We start from the raw sequence: 17,321 nt of genomic DNA on the forward strand, positions 1-17,321 counted from the left end.
TAAAAATAAACCCCTTTACACTCACGCCATTCATATCAAAAATTATATAAACAGTGATGTAATTAAATAAAGGCGACTGAAATAATAAGTTCATTAACACTAAGGCAGTTAAATACCGCAATAAACTAGCCTTTTATTACTGAATAAACTCTGAATGAAACATAGTTAACATTTATATTAAAATGTAAAAACAACAACTCACCTTAATCATAAAACATTAAATAATTGGGAATAAGAATATATAAAACAAATCATTATATGGTTAATTATATTTCAACCCACACAATCTTAATTAATTAAATAAAAAATTATAATATTCTTTTTCCTGATAGAACCATTTTTAATAATGGTTAAAATAACAACTGAAACAGAACAGATTTAATCGTTACATTAAGATTAAACATAACGATTAATGATTTTAATCTGGTTTAATAAAAACACGAAAAGCAGATTGAACTAGACTTTAGTCTAATTCAATCTGTGTAAAGATATCTTTATAGCTCAAGTTTACTGATATGATAAAAAGGCAATAATAGAAGACGAAAATAGAAATATATAACAAGAAAATGATCACCTTTAAAAATTGAACATGAATACCAACAAATCAATTATCGGCTAAACTTGAACTGACACATAAATTGGATGATGACAATATCATGCCCACTTACCGCTCACCCCCCACCGCTGTGCTGTTATTCACATTGTTAATTTACTTATATCCAATCGTTGAAAGCTATGCCGCACAAACGCACTCGTCTGCTTGGATACAACACACTCAAAAAGGGCTGGAATTTAGAGCAATATTTCCAATTGATAACCTTCAAGGGCATCAAGTTTGTCCCAATGTTTATATTGATAATCAACCCAGTAAGATGCAAGTGAGAGCCTTAGCAACCCAAGATTATCCCACTCTCGTCTGTGAGATCACATTACCAATATCAGCGCGTCACATTAGATTGAATGAACAAGTGTTCTCCATCAACTCTGAGCCTTTAAAACGGATCATTTTACTTGGTGATACCGGATGCAAAGTTGCTGACAATGAAAATATTTATCAGTTTTGCAATAATCCAAGCCTCTGGCCTTTTCATCAAATTTCAACAAAAATTGCATCACTTAACCCAGACTTGATCATTCATACTGGGGATTATATTTACCGAGAATCCCCTTGCCCTAAAGGTAACTACGGCTGTGAAAATACCCCTTTTGGTCATAATCAGGCCACTTGGAATGCTGATTGGTTTACACCTGCTACCCCCATGTTACAGACCGCACCTTTTATTTTTTCTCGGGGTAACCATGAAACATGCCAAAGAGCGGGTAAAGGCTGGTTTCGTTATTTAGCGCCGAGACGTCATGTCAATAAATGTATCGAAAACACCTCGCCTTGGTTTACTCATTCAACTTCATTACAATTTGCCATACTCGATACTGCTAGCATTAAAGACACACAAGGTAACGCCCTCACGTCTCTTTATCGTGGACAAATACACGAAATCAATACCTACAGCAATCATCAACCCAATAAGCCCGCTTGGATAATAAGCCATAGACCTTTCTGGAGCTATGGTAATAACTTATCTGATCATCTAGGAAAAAGTAAAACCAAAATATTACAAAAAGCCATCAAAAAAAGCCCGCTATCAGCGTCTATTGAAGCCATCATCAGTGGTCATATACATTTCGCTCAAGTTATTGACTTTGAAGGAATGCGCCCCACTCAAATTATCGCCGGAAATGGTGGCAGTGATTTAGCTAACCCCGCCAAAATGCCCACTAAAATTGATCATTTGGCAATCCAGAGTCAAAAGGTACGTTACCAGTATGGCTTTATCGTTATGGATAAAACAAAACAAAACCACTGGAGGATAAGTTTGCGAGATGTCGCTGGAGATGAGCTCCTTCATTGCACAATGATCCATAAGACTCTCTTTTGTTAATTTATTGTTTTTAATAAACAATATCATTTTTAATAAAAAGTATGATACAAGGAAGGTGTTTATGCCAAACATGATCTTTATCAAACGTTACACATTATTCATATTGCCTTTTTTAATCCTATGGCAATCTGTCGCTGTTTCTGAAACCCTCACAACCTCAGCTTGGCTACAATATACAGCAGAAGGGTTAGAAGTTCGCGCCCTCATCTCTACACAAATCGACACGTTACAGTCCAACACTGAGCTTGAAGATACCGATACAAATGAAACGGTCACCGCTAAAGTTAATGCCTTATTATCTGAACAAAACAATCAATTAAATTCCCAAAGCCGGAATCCTTGCCCCCATGTCAACGTTGATGGCCTAACGTTAAGTATGCAAGTACGTACTAAACCCACCACTAACTTTCCTACACGAGTCTGCAGTGCCCATATTCCAGAAAATGCCAATATCATCACGTTACAAGATATTGTACTGACACCTGCAATCTCTGAGCCTAAGCGCATTGTCCTGATCGGTGATACAGGTTGTCGACTTTCTGGAGGGCAGCAACACTATCAAGCCTGTAATAATACCAGTGTGTGGCCCTTTGCCCATATCGCCACCAAAATAGCAGAATATAACCCAGATCTCATTATTCATACTGGTGATTATATTTATCGTGAAGTCGCTTGCCCCAAAGGAAATGGCGGCTGCAGTGGTAGCCCCTTTGGCCACAATCAATCTACATGGGATGCTGATTGGTTTCAACCAGCAGCGCCGATGTTAAAAACGGCTCCCTTTATATTTTTACGGGGTAACCATGAAGGCTGTGACAAAGCAGGCATAGGCTGGTTTCGGTTTCTCTCTCCTCGCTCACAACCTAATACCTGTCAGCGCAATACACCTCCTTGGTTTGTTAACTTAGCAAAGCTACAACTGGGTATCATCGACAGTGCCGATGTCATCGATGAACAAAAAAAATCCTTAGCCTCTACTTTTGTACAGCAATTAAACACATTAGCGCCTCAATATAATAAGCCCGCATGGTTATTAAGCCATCGGCCATTTTGGGGATTTGGCGCCAGCGATACTGGCACCAGCATCACTAAGCAAACACCAGAATTACAAACTGCGGTAAAAAAATCTTCCCTGTCTGACTTCATTAACTTAATTATCAGTGGCCATATTCATTTAGCAGAAATACTGGACTTTGACGGAAACCGCCCTATTCAAGTCATCGCAGGAAATGGCGGAAATATGCTTGTCTCACGCACCCCTAAAGCTGCTCAAATCGATAACATGGCCATCAAGCAATCAAAAGTCTTATATCAATATGGCTTTATCGTCATGGAAAGCGATGAAAAAGATAATTGGCGTTTAAGCTTTCGCGATGTGGAAGGTCGGGAACTCGAAGCGTGCCTGTTGGAAGAAAAGCAACTTTTTTGTGAATAACAATGATATTCCCCTATTTTATTTTTGATAAAAATAGGAGGGCTTTATCGAGATCACGCGTACGTGCCATGGGCGGTAAAGAATGTAAAAAAGCCTGCCCATAATCTCGATTAACAATACGATTATCACATAATATCAAGACTCCACGATCTTTTTCATCACGAATAAGCCTACCCACGCCTTGATTTAACGATATAATGGCTTGAGGAAGGGCAATATCTGTAAAAGGATCGTGAGCGGCATGACTCATGGTTTGTACTCGAGTACGGAAAACAGGATCCTCAGGAGACACAAAAGGCAAACGCTCAATGATCACGCAACTTAATCCTTTACCTTTTACATCAACACCTTCCCAAAAAGCACCGGTTCCCAACAAAACGGCATTGCCTAACTGTCTAAATTTTTTAAGTAACCCCTGTTTACTGTCCTGCCCTTGTACCAAAATCGGGTAATCGACACTAGAATAAAGTGCTTGTGCCAGCTGCGCCAACATGCGATGACTCGTTAATAAAATAAAGGTCCGTCCTTTCGCAGCTTGAATAGCCTTAGTGCAAATACCCCGCATCTGCCGCACAGCAGCCATTTCGTTGTTCACATTAGCCAAATGACGAGGCACACAAAATATCGCTTGTTCTTGGTAATTAAAAGGGCTTTCTAGCAAGAGTTTCTGAGCATTAATTACCCCTAAAGATTGACAAAATACATCCAATGTTTGACTCATCTGCAAGGTCGCAGAGGTAAATACCCAGCGGGTTTGTTCATTAAAGATTTTTTGACATTCCTCGGCCATATTCTTTGGGGCCATGGTTAACCTGAGATCAGGCTTTGAGCACTCAATACGGTACAATAATTGAGGGTGGTTAGCGTCAAAAAAAGAACGCAATTTACCATCAAATAAGCAGAGCTTTTTCGCTTGATTATCCAAAGCATAACTGCGCTCTTCATGCCTAGCAAGCAATGCCTTTAATTCACTCAGCGTATCTAATAGCCGTCCTGCTAACAGAGCTAACGCTTTATCTGACATCAAGTGTTCTCCCTCGGTAATGCCATGCTGCCAGACTGATTTTTGCCAATTCGATGACGCTTCTGAGCACGCCATGGCTAAACGGGCTATTTGGGCCGTGTCTCCAAGAGTTTGGCGCTGAATATGTGCAATCAAATTAAGTAACCGAGCCAAATAACTCATTGATAATTGCTGACCTAAGTACGCAAAAATGATATCAGGTAACAAATGTGCCTCATCAAAAATAACCACCTCGGCCCGAGGCAATAAAGTATTAAGCGTGGCCTCTTGTAGTAACCTATCAGCAAAAAATAAATGATGGTTAACCACAATGATTTTGGCATCAAGTGTGCGCAAACGAGCTTTACGCGTAAAACACACATCAAAATACTGACAGGCTTGTCCTGTACACCCCTCTTTTTGACTGCGCACTTTCTCCAAAGACGGGGATGACTCTGAGACAGCCGCTAGCCCACCAAAATCACCGTCTTTGGTTTTATTCGCCCATTGATGGATCCGCAGAATATCATCCAATTGTTCAGGCGGAATAAACTGCGGATCCCTCAATAGCTCAGATAACTTTAATTGACAGAGATAATTACTTCGTCCCTTTAATAACGCCACTTTAGGGGTTAATTTTAGTATTGTCAGCAAAGCCGGAATGTCTTGATAAACAAGCTGCTCTTGCAGCGTTTTTGTTCCCGTACTCACAATCACTTGTTGACCACTGAGTAAAGCGGGAACTAAATAAGCAAAGGTTTTTCCTATACCAGTTCCCGCCTCCACCACTAAAGGGGCTGTCCCCTTTAACGCGCCACTGACCGCTTCTGTCATCTTGCACTGAGCATCTCTCACACGATAATTTGCAATATGTTGATCAAGCAAGCCGGCTTTAGCAAAAACGGCAAGACTTCGCTTTGTAAGTTGACGGGTCAAAACAGTGAATACTCTCAGTGAACAGCAAAAAACCTATTATCCTGATCTACAGGCGTAGCACAAGCACGACACTTGTAACGTAATTGTTTCTTAATGGTAATTTAAAATGCTTATTTTTAAATGTTTTGACCCCATAAACTCGCTAAATTCCCTATTTCTTCATAAGCGGAAATTAGTTGTTGCAATCATCAGAAAAAGTGACTACTTTAAATTAACGCTGACGCGAAGCGCTTGACATTTTGTTTCTTGTGCCCCTTTTTACATCGCCTCAGCATGAACCCATTTAGGTGCGTTCACTAATGCGTTGAGCGAGCCGCTAGATAAGAGAATTAAACATGACACAGCTTTCACACACTATCCATCATCACCATCATCAGCGGTAGCCTTCGGAAGCTCACTGCCGAAGGAATGATCCCTTCTGGCGGTTGATTAATACGTTAAAAACCCTCAGAAGACATTCTGAGGGTTTTTTCGTTTTAAGGGACAAATAAAAAGCGATTAACATGCCTTTTATTGTATGAAAATTTAATTTAACACTGAATTATCAAGTTTATAGGAATGTATTATGTCTGAGTCAAAACGCTTACGTATCGCCATTCAAAAATCAGGTCGTCTTTCAAAGGAGTCTCTTAAGTTATTGAAAAGTTGTGGTGTAAAATTCAATATAAACGAGCAGCGCCTTATCGCCCACGCCGACAACTTACCCATAGACTTACTGCGTGTCCGTGACGATGATATTCCAGGTCTGGTCATGGATGGCGTGGTTGATCTTGGCTTTATTGGCGAGAACGTGCTTGAAGAAGAACAAATCGAACGTGAAATGCTTGGCAAACCCGCCCTGTTCAATAAGCTAAGACAACTGGATTTTGGTGCTTGCCGCCTATCGCTAGCCGTACCCAAAGAATTTGCTTACCAAGATGCCCGTTCATTAGAAGGATTACGCATCGCGACCTCTTACCCCAACCTACTGCGCCGCTATATGCAGGAAAAAGGCATTAATTACCGCGACTGTATGCTTAAAGGCTCCGTAGAAGTTGCTCCTCGCGCAGGCCTATCAGACGGTATTTGTGATTTAGTCTCAACTGGCGCGACCCTAGAAGCGAATGGCTTATATGAGACCGAAGTGATTTATCGCTCTACCGCCTGCTTAATTCAATCAACACAAACCCAAGATGAGGATAAGCAAGCTTTAATTGATAAGATCTTGTCTCGCATTAATGGCGTCGTCCGCGCCAAAGAAAGTAAATATATTCTGCTGCACGCGCCAACCGATAAATTAGATGAGATTGTTTCATTATTGCCAGGGGCTGAAAATCCAACGGTTTTACCCCTTAATGATGACAGCAATCGTGTCGCCGTTCACGCAGTGAGTACTGAAGATCTATTTTGGGATACCATGGAAACCTTAACGCAATTAGGTGCCAGTTCCATCCTTGTCATGCCAATCGAAAAAATGATGGGGTAAGCATATGCAGATCCTAACATGGCAATCCTTATCTGATCCACAGCGAAGCCAAGCGCTCATGCGTTCGCCTATGACACAAAGTCAGCAACTGGAACAAGATGTAAGCCAAATTATCAATACTGTTATCAGTCAAGGCGATCAAGCTTTAATTGATTACAGTCAAGCATTTGATGGGATCACATTAGACAGCATTAAGCTCGATGATAATACCATCAAACAGGCCATTGACAATGTTAATGACACCTTAAAAGCAGCCATTGACCAGGCCATGACTAACATTAGTCGTTTTCATCGCGCGCAACAGTTTCAAAATATTGATATCGCCTCTAACGGGATCCGCTGTGAACTTCGCTCTGAAGCCATTGAAAAAGTGGGATTGTACATTCCTGGCGGCAGCGCACCGCTCATTTCAACTGTCATGATGCTGGCACTTCCGGCTAAAATTGCAGGTTGTCAGCAGCGGGTTCTTGTCAGCCCTCCTCCCATCGATGATGCCATTATTTATGCCGCAACGGCCTGCGGCATAGAAGAGATTTACCAAGTCGGTGGTGCCCAAGCCATTGCCGCACTCGCCTTTGGCACAGAAAGTGTCCCTAAGGTGGATAAAATCTTTGGCCCAGGAAATCGCTTTGTCACTGAAGCTAAACGTAATGTTAGCCAAGATCCTCGCACCCTTGTCAGTATCGATATGCCTGCAGGGCCATCCGAAGTGTTAGTGATTGCCGATAGTCAAGCCAATCCTGACTTTGTGGCCGCCGATTTACTATCGCAAGCCGAACACGGGCCTGATTCTCAAGTCATTCTCGTCACTGACAGCATGACTTTAGCCAAGCAAGTAAATATTGCGCTGGATAAACAATTAGCACAACTTTCTCGTGTCGATATTGCCACACAAGCCTTAGCACAAAGCCGTACTCTCGTAGTCAACACCCTTATTGAGGCGGTGCAAGTGTCTAATCAATATGGGCCCGAGCACTTAATCATTCAAACCCAATCACCTCGCACGCTGCTTAAAGATATTCGCGCCGCAGGATCGGTTTTTTTAGGTGCCTATACGCCAGAATCTGTAGGCGATTATGCCAGTGGAACCAACCATGTTTTACCCACATATGGTCATAGCCGCACAGTATCGAGTCTGTCATTAAGCGATTTTTGTCGCCGCTTCACAGTGCAAGAGCTCAGCCCACAAGGCTTAGCCCATTTAAGTGACACTGTGATGACACTCGCAGCAGCAGAGCAGCTCGATGCGCACAAACAGGCCGTAGCCATTAGACTTGCAAACATGAATATTGCAGATGATGCGTTATAACCATAATTTGCTCACGATTTAGCAATAAAAGTCACCCATACACAATACGATTAACAGGCTAAAATGAGGGACAAAAAAGAATGACTCAATACAACTCACTTAATTTGGCTCAGCGCCTTGCACGCCCAGAGCTATTGGAACTGGAAGTTTACCAATCTGCACGTCGCATCGGCGGACAAGGTGACATTTGGATTAATGCTAATGAGTCGCCTTTTAATAACAGCGACATTGATAATATTAACCGTTATCCAGAATGTCAGCCACCCGCACTGTTAAAAGCCTATAGCCAATATGCCAATATTGACACCACACAGTTCATAGTGAGTCGTGGTGCAGACGAGGCCATAGAATTATTGATCCGCACTTTTTGCATTCCCAGCCAAGATAGTATCGCGATTTTTGGTCCAACTTACGGCATGTACGCCATCAGTGCATCGACCTTTAATGTTGGCGTAAAAACATTGTCCTTAACTCAGGATTATGATTTACCTCAAGATTATATTACCCAAGTCACAGATGCTAAATTGGTGTTTATCTGTAATCCCAATAATCCAACAGGCACGATTATTGAAAAAACAAGACTCATTGAAATCATTGAAAGCCTTCCCAACAGTATTGTCGTCGTCGATGAAGCCTATATTGAATTTTGTCCTGAATATAGCGTTGGCAATTTAATTGATAAATACCCAAATCTAGTGGTGCTGCGAACCTTATCTAAAGCCTTTGCACTTGCAGGGGCTCGCTGCGGCTTTTTACTGGCCAATACTGACATTATCGATATGGTCATGCGGGTCATTGCGCCATACCCTATTGCAGAGCCTGTCAGTCAAATCGCCACTAAGGCCTTACAACCACTTTCATTGATCATGATGCAACAACAAGTCGATACACTCAAAAGCCAAGGTCAAATGTTAATTCAAGCGCTTAAGGAATATGGAGCCAACACCTTGCCCGCCTATGGCAACTATGTACTGGCCGAATTTGATGACATTGAGCGAGTCACACAAGCGCTAACGTCGGCAGGCATAGTGATCAGACGCTATAGCGATCCACGACTGGCCAACAAGATACGTTTTAGCTTTACCAATGAGAAACAAACTCAGCGCATTATCCATTTTTTCAAATGTCTCAACGCCACCAGCCATTCAGCTGCTGAGTCCTGATTAACATTGAACACTTTTGATAAGATTTAAATAAAGGTAAGTACTCACATGAAACAGAAAATACTTTTTATTGATAGAGATGGCACCCTGATCGAGGAGCCTGCCACAGATAAACAAGTGGACAGCTTAGCGAAACTGGTCTTTGAGCCTAATGTCATTCCTGCACTATTAACACTGCAAAAAGCCGGTTTTCGTCTCGTCATGGTGAGTAACCAAGACGGTCTAGGCACCCCCTCTTTCCCTAAAGATGACTTTGATGCTCCACAAGACATGATGATGCAAATACTCCAAAGTCAGGGCATTCAATTTGATGATGTTTTCATTTGCCCTCATTTCGATGATGAAAATTGCAGCTGCCGTAAACCTAAATTGGGCTTAGTCAAAGACTATTTAACACAGGGAAAAGTCGATTTTACTCAATCTGCCGTGATTGGTGATAGAGAAACAGACTTAGGACTGGCGAATGCCATGGGTATTCAAGGTATACAATACCACCCACAAACCTGCAATTGGGAGCAAATCTGTGATCAACTGCTCAGCCGTCATCGCGTGGCTACGGTTGTGCGCACCACGAAAGAAACTGACATTAAAGTCACAGTGGATCTTGATGCCTGTCAAAAAGGAAAAATCGACACAGGGATCGGTTTTTTTGATCATATGTTAGATCAAATCTCGACCCATGGTCACTTTAAAATGGATGTGGAAGTCGATGGCGATCTTGAAATCGACGATCATCACAGCGTGGAAGACACAGCATTAGCCATAGGTGATGCGCTACGTCAAGCCTTAGGAGATAAACGCGGTATTGCCCGTTTTGGGTTTAGTATTCCCATGGATGAAGCACAGGCCCAGTGTTTATTGGATTTATCTGGACGCCCTTTTATTAAGTTTAGCGGTGAATTTGAACGTGAAATGGTGGGCAGCATGGCAACCGAAATGGTTCCTCATTTTTTCCGCTCACTCTCCGACGGTCTGCGCTGCACCTTGCACTTGTCCACAATCGGCGACAATGATCATCATAAAGTCGAGAGTTTATTTAAGGTTTTTGGCCGTACATTACGTCAAGCCATCACGATTGAAGGTAACACCTTGCCGTCAAGTAAAGGTGTGTTATGAATCCAATGACTTCTCAACCTGTCGATTCGACAGTGATTATTGATACGGGTTGTGCAAACCTCAGCTCTGTGCGTTTTGCGTTTAAGCGACTCAATCAACAAGAACGAACCCAGATCATAGTGACAGACGATCCCGCTCTCATTAAATCGGCGACTCGCGTCGTATTGCCCGGTGTGGGGAGTGCTGGAGCCGCTATGGCTTCCCTTGAACAGAAACAGCTCATCGAGGTCATAAAAGCACTTAAACAGCCCGTATTGGGGGTTTGTCTGGGCATGCAAATGTTGACTACCCTGTCTAGCGAAGGGGGTGAACAAGGACAACAATGTGATTGCTTGAATCTTATTCCAACGACTATCGCCGAACTGGACAGCCAGGGCGCACCGCTTCCTCATATGGGGTGGAATCAAATCACACCTTCAGACCATCCTTTATTTGCGAATATTGATGTGGGCAGTTACGTTTATTTTGTTCACAGCTACCGCGCGCCATTAAGCGACTACAGTATCGCTCAGTGCCAATATGGTGAGACCTTCAGTGCAGCCATCGCCAAAGACAACTTTATGGGCGTGCAATTTCATCCTGAAAAAAGTGCCCTCATTGGTGCAAAGATCCTCAGCAACTTTTTAAATATGGATAGCGATACCTTTTTGTCATCATCAGCATTTTCCAACTCAAGTGAGGCCAACACATGATAATTCCCGCTATTGATCTTATTGACGGACAAGTGGTGCGCCTCTATCAAGGAGATTATACACAACAAACCACTTTTGATTTGAGTCCATTAGAGCAATTACAATCTTATCAAGCACAAGGGGCTAATCTACTGCATATTGTCGATTTAACTGGCGCAAAAGATCCGAGTAAACGACAAACCGCACTCATTAGAACACTCGTTGATAGCCTACAGACTCAAATCCAAGTGGGTGGCGGTATTCGCAGTGAAGCTCAAGTCGCCGAGTTACTTAATTTAGGGGTAAGCCGAGTCGTCATCGGCTCTCTTGCTGTCAGCCAACCTGAATTGGTCCAGTCTTGGCTTAAAAAATACGGCGGCGATGCCATTTGCTTGGCCCTAGATGTCAATATTAATGAACAAGGCGAAAAAATTGTCGCGGTATCAGGCTGGCAGTCTGGCGGCGGAAAAACCTTGGAATCCCTTGTGGAGCAATTTTCTCCCTTTGGGCTAAAGCATGCACTCGTCACCGACATCAGTAAAGACGGTACCTTAAGCGGTGCCAATACTGAACTCTATAAAGATATTGCGAAGCATTATCCCCATATTCAATGGCAAGCATCTGGCGGCATTGCCACCCTCAATGATGTCGCAGCGGTCAGAGACAGCGGCGCCAGCGGTATTATTATTGGCAAAGCCTTACTCATTGAAGCCTTTGATGTCAAAGAAGCCATCGAGTGTTGGCCCAATGTGAAAGAGGACATATCATGCTAGCAAAACGTATCGTCCCATGTTTGGATGTTAAAGAAGGCAAAGTCGTTAAAGGCGTACAGTTTCGTAATCACGAAATAGTAGGTGATATTGTACCACTTTCAGCACGCTATGCCTTCGAGGGCGCAGATGAACTGGTATTTTACGATATTACCGCCAGTGCTCATGATAGGATCATTGATAAATCTTGGGTAAGCCGAGTCGCTGAACAAATTGATATTCCATTTTGTGTTGCAGGCGGAATAAAAAGCCTAGATCAAGCGAGGCAATTACTGGCCTATGGGGCTGATAAAATATCCATCAACTCCCCTGCATTGAGCGATCCTTCCCTTATCGCTAGGCTGCAAAATGAATTTGGTCGCCAATGTATTGTCATTGGTATCGACTCTTATTTTGATAAAGAGACTCAAAGCTATAAAGTCAAACAGTTCACTGGTGATGAAGCGGCCACTAAAGACACCCAATGGTATACCCAAGACTGGGTAGAAGAAGTGCAAAAACAAGGCTGCGGTGAAATTGTGCTCAATGTGATGAATCAAGATGGCGTGAGACAAGGTTACGATCTCAAGCAATTATCCATGATCCGCCGCCTCTGTGATGTGCCCCTTATCGCCTCAGGCGGCGCTGGTACTATGGCCCATTTTAAAGAGGTGTTTATTGAAGCCAATGTCGATGCCGCCCTTGCCGCCAGTGTGTTTCATAAAGCCATTATTGATATTCAAGCGCTAAAAGCATACTTACTGCAAGCAGGTATTGCCATTAGGCGTTAATTTTCCTTCAGTGCAATGAAACAAAGACATTGATTAAAATGAACAACAATAAGTTCCCCATGACACTTCAACCTTATGGGGCATAGGATGACATTATGACAGACTCGCTTCTCACACAACTTGACTGGAACAAACAAGATGGTCTCATTCCCACTGTCGTGCAAAACCACTTAAGCGGTAAAGTACTCATGCTGGGTTATATGAATAAAGCCGCTTTAGAAAAAACCCTTAGCACTCAAGAAGTGACTTTTTTCAGCCGCAGTAAACAAAGATTATGGACCAAAGGCGAAAGCTCAGGCCACACACTCAAGCTCATCGCCATAGACAAAGATTGTGATAACGACAGTTTATTAGTGCAAGTCTTACCCAAAGGGCCAACCTGCCATTTAGGCACAGAAAGCTGCTGGAAAAACGGCGAAAGCCACAGCTTTATTAACAATTTATCTCAGCTTATTGCCGCAAGAAAAGGTCAAGATCCTAACACTAGCTACACGGCTTATTTATTTGAACGTGGCACCAAACGCATCGCACAAAAAGTCGGTGAAGAAGGCTTAGAAACGGCACTCGCCGCGGCGACTCATGATAAACCAGAGCTGATTAATGAAGCGTCGGATCTTCTTTATCATTTACTGGTATTACTAGAAGATCAAGAACTAAGCTTAAGTGATATTACGCAAAACTTGATGCAACGTCATAACAAAGCCACACAGACAGATAACTAACTTGCTGATATTCACTATTCCATAAATACATCAGCTCAAGGAATAACACTTGAGCTGAATTTTCCTGCGCTTACACTGTCTATTATCGAACGAGTGCTACTCTTTTGGTGGTCTTTCTTTTGGTGGCCTTTCTTTCGGTGGTCTTAGTGGCCTCAAAGGCCTTTGACTGGCATCGCATAACATGCCCCCTTGCTTATTCTTCATCATTTTTTGATCCAAGGCGCAACCTTGCTGCCCTTTAAGGCAACCTAATATTTGATTTTTAGCGGGCAAGTTAACATGGTAGTGATAGCCTAAGTTAGCGAATCTGTGTCCTCGGCAGCTATCAAGATCATCAGGCTCTTGGCCGTCTGCATTTAATCGACTGTAAATAAGATGCCCATCCACTGCCAGTCCTATGATAGGTGCATGGGTTGCAACAGAGCGCCACTGAGTACTGCAGCCCATAGCAGCATGATAATGATAACCCACATGTAAGTTCACATGTCCGCCACAAGCATCAAATGGGGCCAAAGTATATGCCCCCAAAATATGTTCAATTGGCGCTCTCACATCGAATTTAACACCATTAAAGGCTACGCCATAGCCAGTGAATTCATTCGCTCTTTGCAATCCCTTATCAATAACGGGTTTAATGGGAATAATATAAGTCGTTGTTAAGGCATTTCCCATATAACTGACTTGACATTGCACACAATAATTTCGATATTCATCTTCCACATCGGGTTTAGCGGCAGCGGCGCAGGCTTTTTTCGTTCTCGTGACGTTAACCACACCTGTCTTTGGATTGAAAAGTTGCCATTGATCATCATTAAAAAATTGAGCAAGGTTTTTGATAAAGCCCCCATCAATGCCATAGACTTCTCCGTCATAAAACATCATACCGCCTTTTTGGATCCCCTCATTCACTGTATTCGGACACCAAGGACCTTGTTCATGATCAGTGACGGATTGCACCTCAATTTGCAGGCACTGAGTCTTAGCCCCACCTGACAAAGTACAATCCACCACTTTCGGACCACTGACAATCACTTCTTTATCAAAAAATTGACTCAAACGAGCAGCTTGTTCATCCATTGATAAACTCGATGTGATCGCAAGGGGATGTTGAGCATCATGAGCAAGGCTCAAAGGCGTATAAATAACCGATATTGAGCATAATAAAAAATAAGTCACTGAATGTGGAAAAGACATCATCAAGCTCCCTTTTGAAATAAGCCTGTGTTGATCATAGACGAAATCTCATACTACTAAGACCAAACCCCTTAGAAACACGCTTAAATTAATTCTTTTACCATACTTTTTTCATACTAAAGCCAACTTCAATCCCTCTATAATAATTCCATTAACCCATATTATTCGTTGTGTTATATCGCAGCAGGTGCTCTTTGAATAGAACGACAAGTGTTTAATTGACATTAAAGTGATTAAGGGTATGAAAGGAGTAAACATGCGATTAATCAAAAAAGCAAAAGTGCTTCTTAAACGAAAAATCAGTCAAATAGCAGTGATATATTATATCTTCATATCAGTGCAAAATAAGTACGCCACCTTGCTTTTATATAAGTTGGCACATTCCTACCCTATTTGTCGTAAATTACACTTAGTTGACGTGTTGTCAGATAAAAAAAACCATCAAATTGTCAAAGAAAGAACACCAGTCACCATAGATTTGAAAAAATTAAAACACTTACCCAAAGACAGCTTTGGTCACCAGCTTTACTTACATGCTCAAACCACCCCACTCTTTACGCATCATAACAATGACAATAATGATTATGCCTATATTGTCAATCGACTTGTCGTCACCCATGACATTTATCATGTCCTGCTTGATGTCGATACTAAATTTCACTCAGAAGCCCGCATTGCGGGGTTTAGCTCAATACAGCACCCCTATTATTTAAGCCCTGTCATTAATGTCTGCGCCGGTTTAATATGGTGCAGCTTAAACCATCCTCATCGCGTCAGCCAAGTTATTGAAGAGTTCATCAAAGGCCGCATCATAGGTAAAGCGGCAAAGAAGGTCTTTCATATCAATTGGGAAACCTTGTATGAAGAAAAAGCTGAACACGTCAGAGCGCAACTCAACATCAAATTGTAATAAACGGGATGAGTAAGTTTATCCTATCCCCGTAAACTAGACTGATAGGCCAATACCATGAAATGGAAAGTATTTTGGACTGAAATCAAACTCAAACTGTTATTCTTTTTTATTCTGCCCTTGCTGTCTAAAATAAAATTTCAGCTCATTGTAACGGATCAGCATAAAATTGTGGCTAAACTGCCCAATAAACGCATTAATAAAAATTATTATCAAAGTATCTACTTTGGTGCTCAGGTCATAAAGGCTGAAGCCTTACCTTATATTTACTTATACCTTTTCTTCAAACCAATATTAAAACAGTATCAAGTCATCACTCAATCTTTTAGCAGTCACTTCTATCGAAAAGCGCAAGGTCACTTGTATTTATCTTTAAAACTCAATAAACGCAAACTAACAGAATGTTTTGCGACAGCAAGACACACTCAAAGCAAGACACATGATTTTATCATAAACGGCTTTTGTATTAAAAATCATAAACCTCAGCTAACCTGCCGATTTAATATCAAACTCCATATCAAAGCCTTGAACAAAATTTAATAAAGAAGATCGTTCAATTTGCTGTTTATAAGTCTAAATAAGTATCCATCTCTTCCCTTTAAACAAAATCGCCAATTAGCATTATCTTCCTATTGAGAACTCTGTTTTTTTGGAGGCTATTTCATTCAGGATTATGATGTTGCACCAGTCAACTTCTGCTACAATCCGCTGCACATTAAGCCCACTCTTTTCATGATAGGTATCCCTCAATGAGCCTTGCAGATAAAGTATTAGTTGTTAATGATAATCTTCCTATTCGTACCGAAAAACCTGTCCATTCAGGAAAGGTTCGTAGTGTTTATTGGTTAACTGACAGTGACAGTGCCCGTTTAATTAACGAAAAAGGCTACGATGTCCCTGCCGATACGCCTCTGGCTATCATGGTCATCAGCGATCGTATTTCTGCCTTTGATTGTATTTGGAGAGGCGAAGATGGATTAAATGGTGTACCGGGAAAAGGCATGGCATTAAACGCCATTTCAAATCATTGGTTCACGCTATTTAAAGAAAAAGGCTTAGCAGATAGCCATATTCTAGATATTCCACATCCTCTCGTATGGATAGTTCAAAAAGCACGTCCAGTCATGATAGAAGCCATCGCGAGACAATATATTACAGGATCCATGTGGCGCAGTTACAGTCAAGGTGAGCGGAATTTTTGTGGGATCACCTTGCCCGAGGGACTGAATAAAGATCAAAAAATGCCTGAGCTGCTCATCACCCCCTCCACTAAAGGCATATTAACTGGCCTTGAAGGCGTTCCTGAAGCCGATGATGTGAATGTCTCTCGAGCTGATATTTTACGTCACTTAGACGGATTTAATTTTAATAATGAACAAGATGTCGATCTGTATGAAAAGCTATTAAAAGAAGGTTTTGAGGTGATCAGTAACGCATTGGCTGAACAAAATGAAATTTTTGTCGATACCAAATTTGAATTTGGCTACGTTAAAGATACTCAAGGCAATGATAAACTTATCTATATGGATGAAGTGGGAACACCTGATAGTTCAAGGATCTGGGAAGGTAATGCCTTTTCACAAGGCAAAATCATCGAGCAATCCAAAGAAGGCTTTAGACAATGGTTGCTCAATCATTTCCCTGATCCCGATATTCTCCTCAACAAAAATCGTATGCAAGAGCGCTTGGCACTGGCCGCAGACAATCCATTACCTCAAGAAATCATGATGATGGTTTCTGATACCTATATCCAAATTGCCGAAAAAATTGTAGGTAAACGATTATCCATCAGCCAGAATCCAAAGCAAGAAATCATTGATATTCTAAAAAATGAGTATCAGCTTATTGACTAAAATGATATTGGCTCTGAAGGACGATTTCATTCTCCCCTTCAGAGTACAATATAAATTCATTGAC

The 17,321-nt window shown here is 41.7% G+C and carries 15 protein-coding genes; 13 read left to right on the top strand and 2 right to left on the bottom strand.

Features of this window, described 5'->3' with window-relative positions; translation table 11 throughout:
• The first annotated feature begins 656 nt into the window (after positions 1-656).
• Complete coding sequence (locus Q0791_RS10215; RefSeq protein ID WP_299005693.1) at positions 657-1,940, top strand: metallophosphoesterase; 1,284 nt, start codon at positions 657-659, stop codon at positions 1,938-1,940.
• 61 nt (positions 1,941-2,001) lie between these two features.
• The gene (locus Q0791_RS10220) at positions 2,002-3,375 is read left to right on the top strand and encodes a metallophosphoesterase (protein WP_299005696.1); all 1,374 of its coding nucleotides are present in this window, start codon (positions 2,002-2,004) and stop codon (positions 3,373-3,375) included.
• Between the two features lie 13 nt (positions 3,376-3,388).
• On the opposite strand, the gene Q0791_RS10225 is transcribed toward Q0791_RS10220, so the two are convergent.
• A complete protein-coding gene (locus Q0791_RS10225; protein WP_299005699.1) occupies positions 3,389-5,314 on the bottom strand; it encodes an ATP-dependent DNA helicase in 1,926 nt (641 codons plus the stop codon).
• A gap of 565 nt (positions 5,315-5,879) precedes the next feature.
• On the opposite strand from Q0791_RS10225, the gene hisG reads away from it, so the two are divergent.
• The 8 genes from hisG (at position 5,880) to hisIE (ending at position 13,300) form a co-directional block, all read left to right on the top strand.
• Positions 5,880-6,779, top strand: coding sequence for an ATP phosphoribosyltransferase (hisG, locus tag Q0791_RS10230; protein ID WP_299005702.1), 900 nt, complete (start codon positions 5,880-5,882; stop codon positions 6,777-6,779).
• Positions 6,780-6,783: 4 nt separating this feature from the next.
• The gene (hisD, locus tag Q0791_RS10235; protein WP_299005705.1) at positions 6,784-8,088 is read left to right on the top strand and encodes a histidinol dehydrogenase; all 1,305 of its coding nucleotides are present in this window, start codon (positions 6,784-6,786) and stop codon (positions 8,086-8,088) included.
• A gap of 80 nt (positions 8,089-8,168) precedes the next feature.
• Positions 8,169-9,251: a histidinol-phosphate transaminase gene (gene hisC / locus Q0791_RS10240; RefSeq protein ID WP_299005708.1), complete on the top strand. Its 1,083-nt coding sequence runs from the start codon at positions 8,169-8,171 to the stop codon at positions 9,249-9,251.
• 48 nt (positions 9,252-9,299) lie between these two features.
• Positions 9,300-10,367 (top strand): bifunctional histidinol-phosphatase/imidazoleglycerol-phosphate dehydratase HisB, encoded by a 1,068-nt coding sequence (gene hisB / locus Q0791_RS10245; RefSeq protein WP_299005711.1) that lies wholly within the window; start codon positions 9,300-9,302, stop codon positions 10,365-10,367.
• Entirely contained in the window at positions 10,364-11,059 is a 696-nt protein-coding gene (hisH, locus tag Q0791_RS10250) for an imidazole glycerol phosphate synthase subunit HisH (protein ID WP_299005713.1), read from the top strand. The genes hisB and hisH overlap by 4 nt, the downstream gene beginning before the upstream one ends.
• On the top strand, positions 11,056-11,811 hold the full coding sequence (gene hisA / locus Q0791_RS10255; protein ID WP_299005716.1) for a 1-(5-phosphoribosyl)-5-[(5-phosphoribosylamino)methylideneamino]imidazole-4-carboxamide isomerase: 756 nt from the start codon (positions 11,056-11,058) through the stop codon (positions 11,809-11,811). Before hisH ends, hisA begins: the two co-directional genes overlap by 4 nt.
• The gene (hisF, locus tag Q0791_RS10260) at positions 11,805-12,578 is read left to right on the top strand and encodes an imidazole glycerol phosphate synthase subunit HisF (protein WP_299005719.1); all 774 of its coding nucleotides are present in this window, start codon (positions 11,805-11,807) and stop codon (positions 12,576-12,578) included. Before hisA ends, hisF begins: the two co-directional genes overlap by 7 nt.
• 95 nt (positions 12,579-12,673) lie before the next feature.
• Positions 12,674-13,300, top strand: coding sequence for a bifunctional phosphoribosyl-AMP cyclohydrolase/phosphoribosyl-ATP diphosphatase HisIE (hisIE, locus tag Q0791_RS10265; RefSeq protein ID WP_299005721.1), 627 nt, complete (start codon positions 12,674-12,676; stop codon positions 13,298-13,300).
• Positions 13,301-13,396: 96 nt separating this feature from the next.
• On the opposite strand, the gene Q0791_RS10270 is transcribed toward hisIE, so the two are convergent.
• Positions 13,397-14,497 (bottom strand): YHYH protein, encoded by a 1,101-nt coding sequence (locus tag Q0791_RS10270; protein ID WP_299005723.1) that lies wholly within the window; start codon positions 14,495-14,497, stop codon positions 13,397-13,399.
• 253 nt (positions 14,498-14,750) lie between these two features.
• On the opposite strand from Q0791_RS10270, the gene Q0791_RS10275 reads away from it, so the two are divergent.
• From Q0791_RS10275 to Q0791_RS10285, 3 genes are all read left to right on the top strand, one after another.
• Positions 14,751-15,404, top strand: a complete 654-nt coding sequence (locus Q0791_RS10275) for a Coq4 family protein (RefSeq protein ID WP_299005725.1) — start codon at positions 14,751-14,753, stop codon at positions 15,402-15,404.
• 57 nt (positions 15,405-15,461) lie between these two features.
• On the top strand, positions 15,462-15,944 hold the full coding sequence (locus Q0791_RS10280; protein ID WP_299005727.1) for a hypothetical protein: 483 nt from the start codon (positions 15,462-15,464) through the stop codon (positions 15,942-15,944).
• A gap of 209 nt (positions 15,945-16,153) precedes the next feature.
• Positions 16,154-17,257 carry a phosphoribosylaminoimidazolesuccinocarboxamide synthase gene (locus Q0791_RS10285; protein WP_299005729.1) on the top strand — a complete coding sequence of 368 codons (1,104 nt, stop codon included), beginning with the start codon at positions 16,154-16,156 and terminating at the stop codon, positions 17,255-17,257.
• The last annotated feature ends 64 nt before the right edge of the window (positions 17,258-17,321 follow it).

It is taken from the genome of uncultured Shewanella sp. (genome assembly GCF_947495455.1).
Lineage (GTDB): Bacteria > Pseudomonadota > Gammaproteobacteria > Enterobacterales > Shewanellaceae > Shewanella.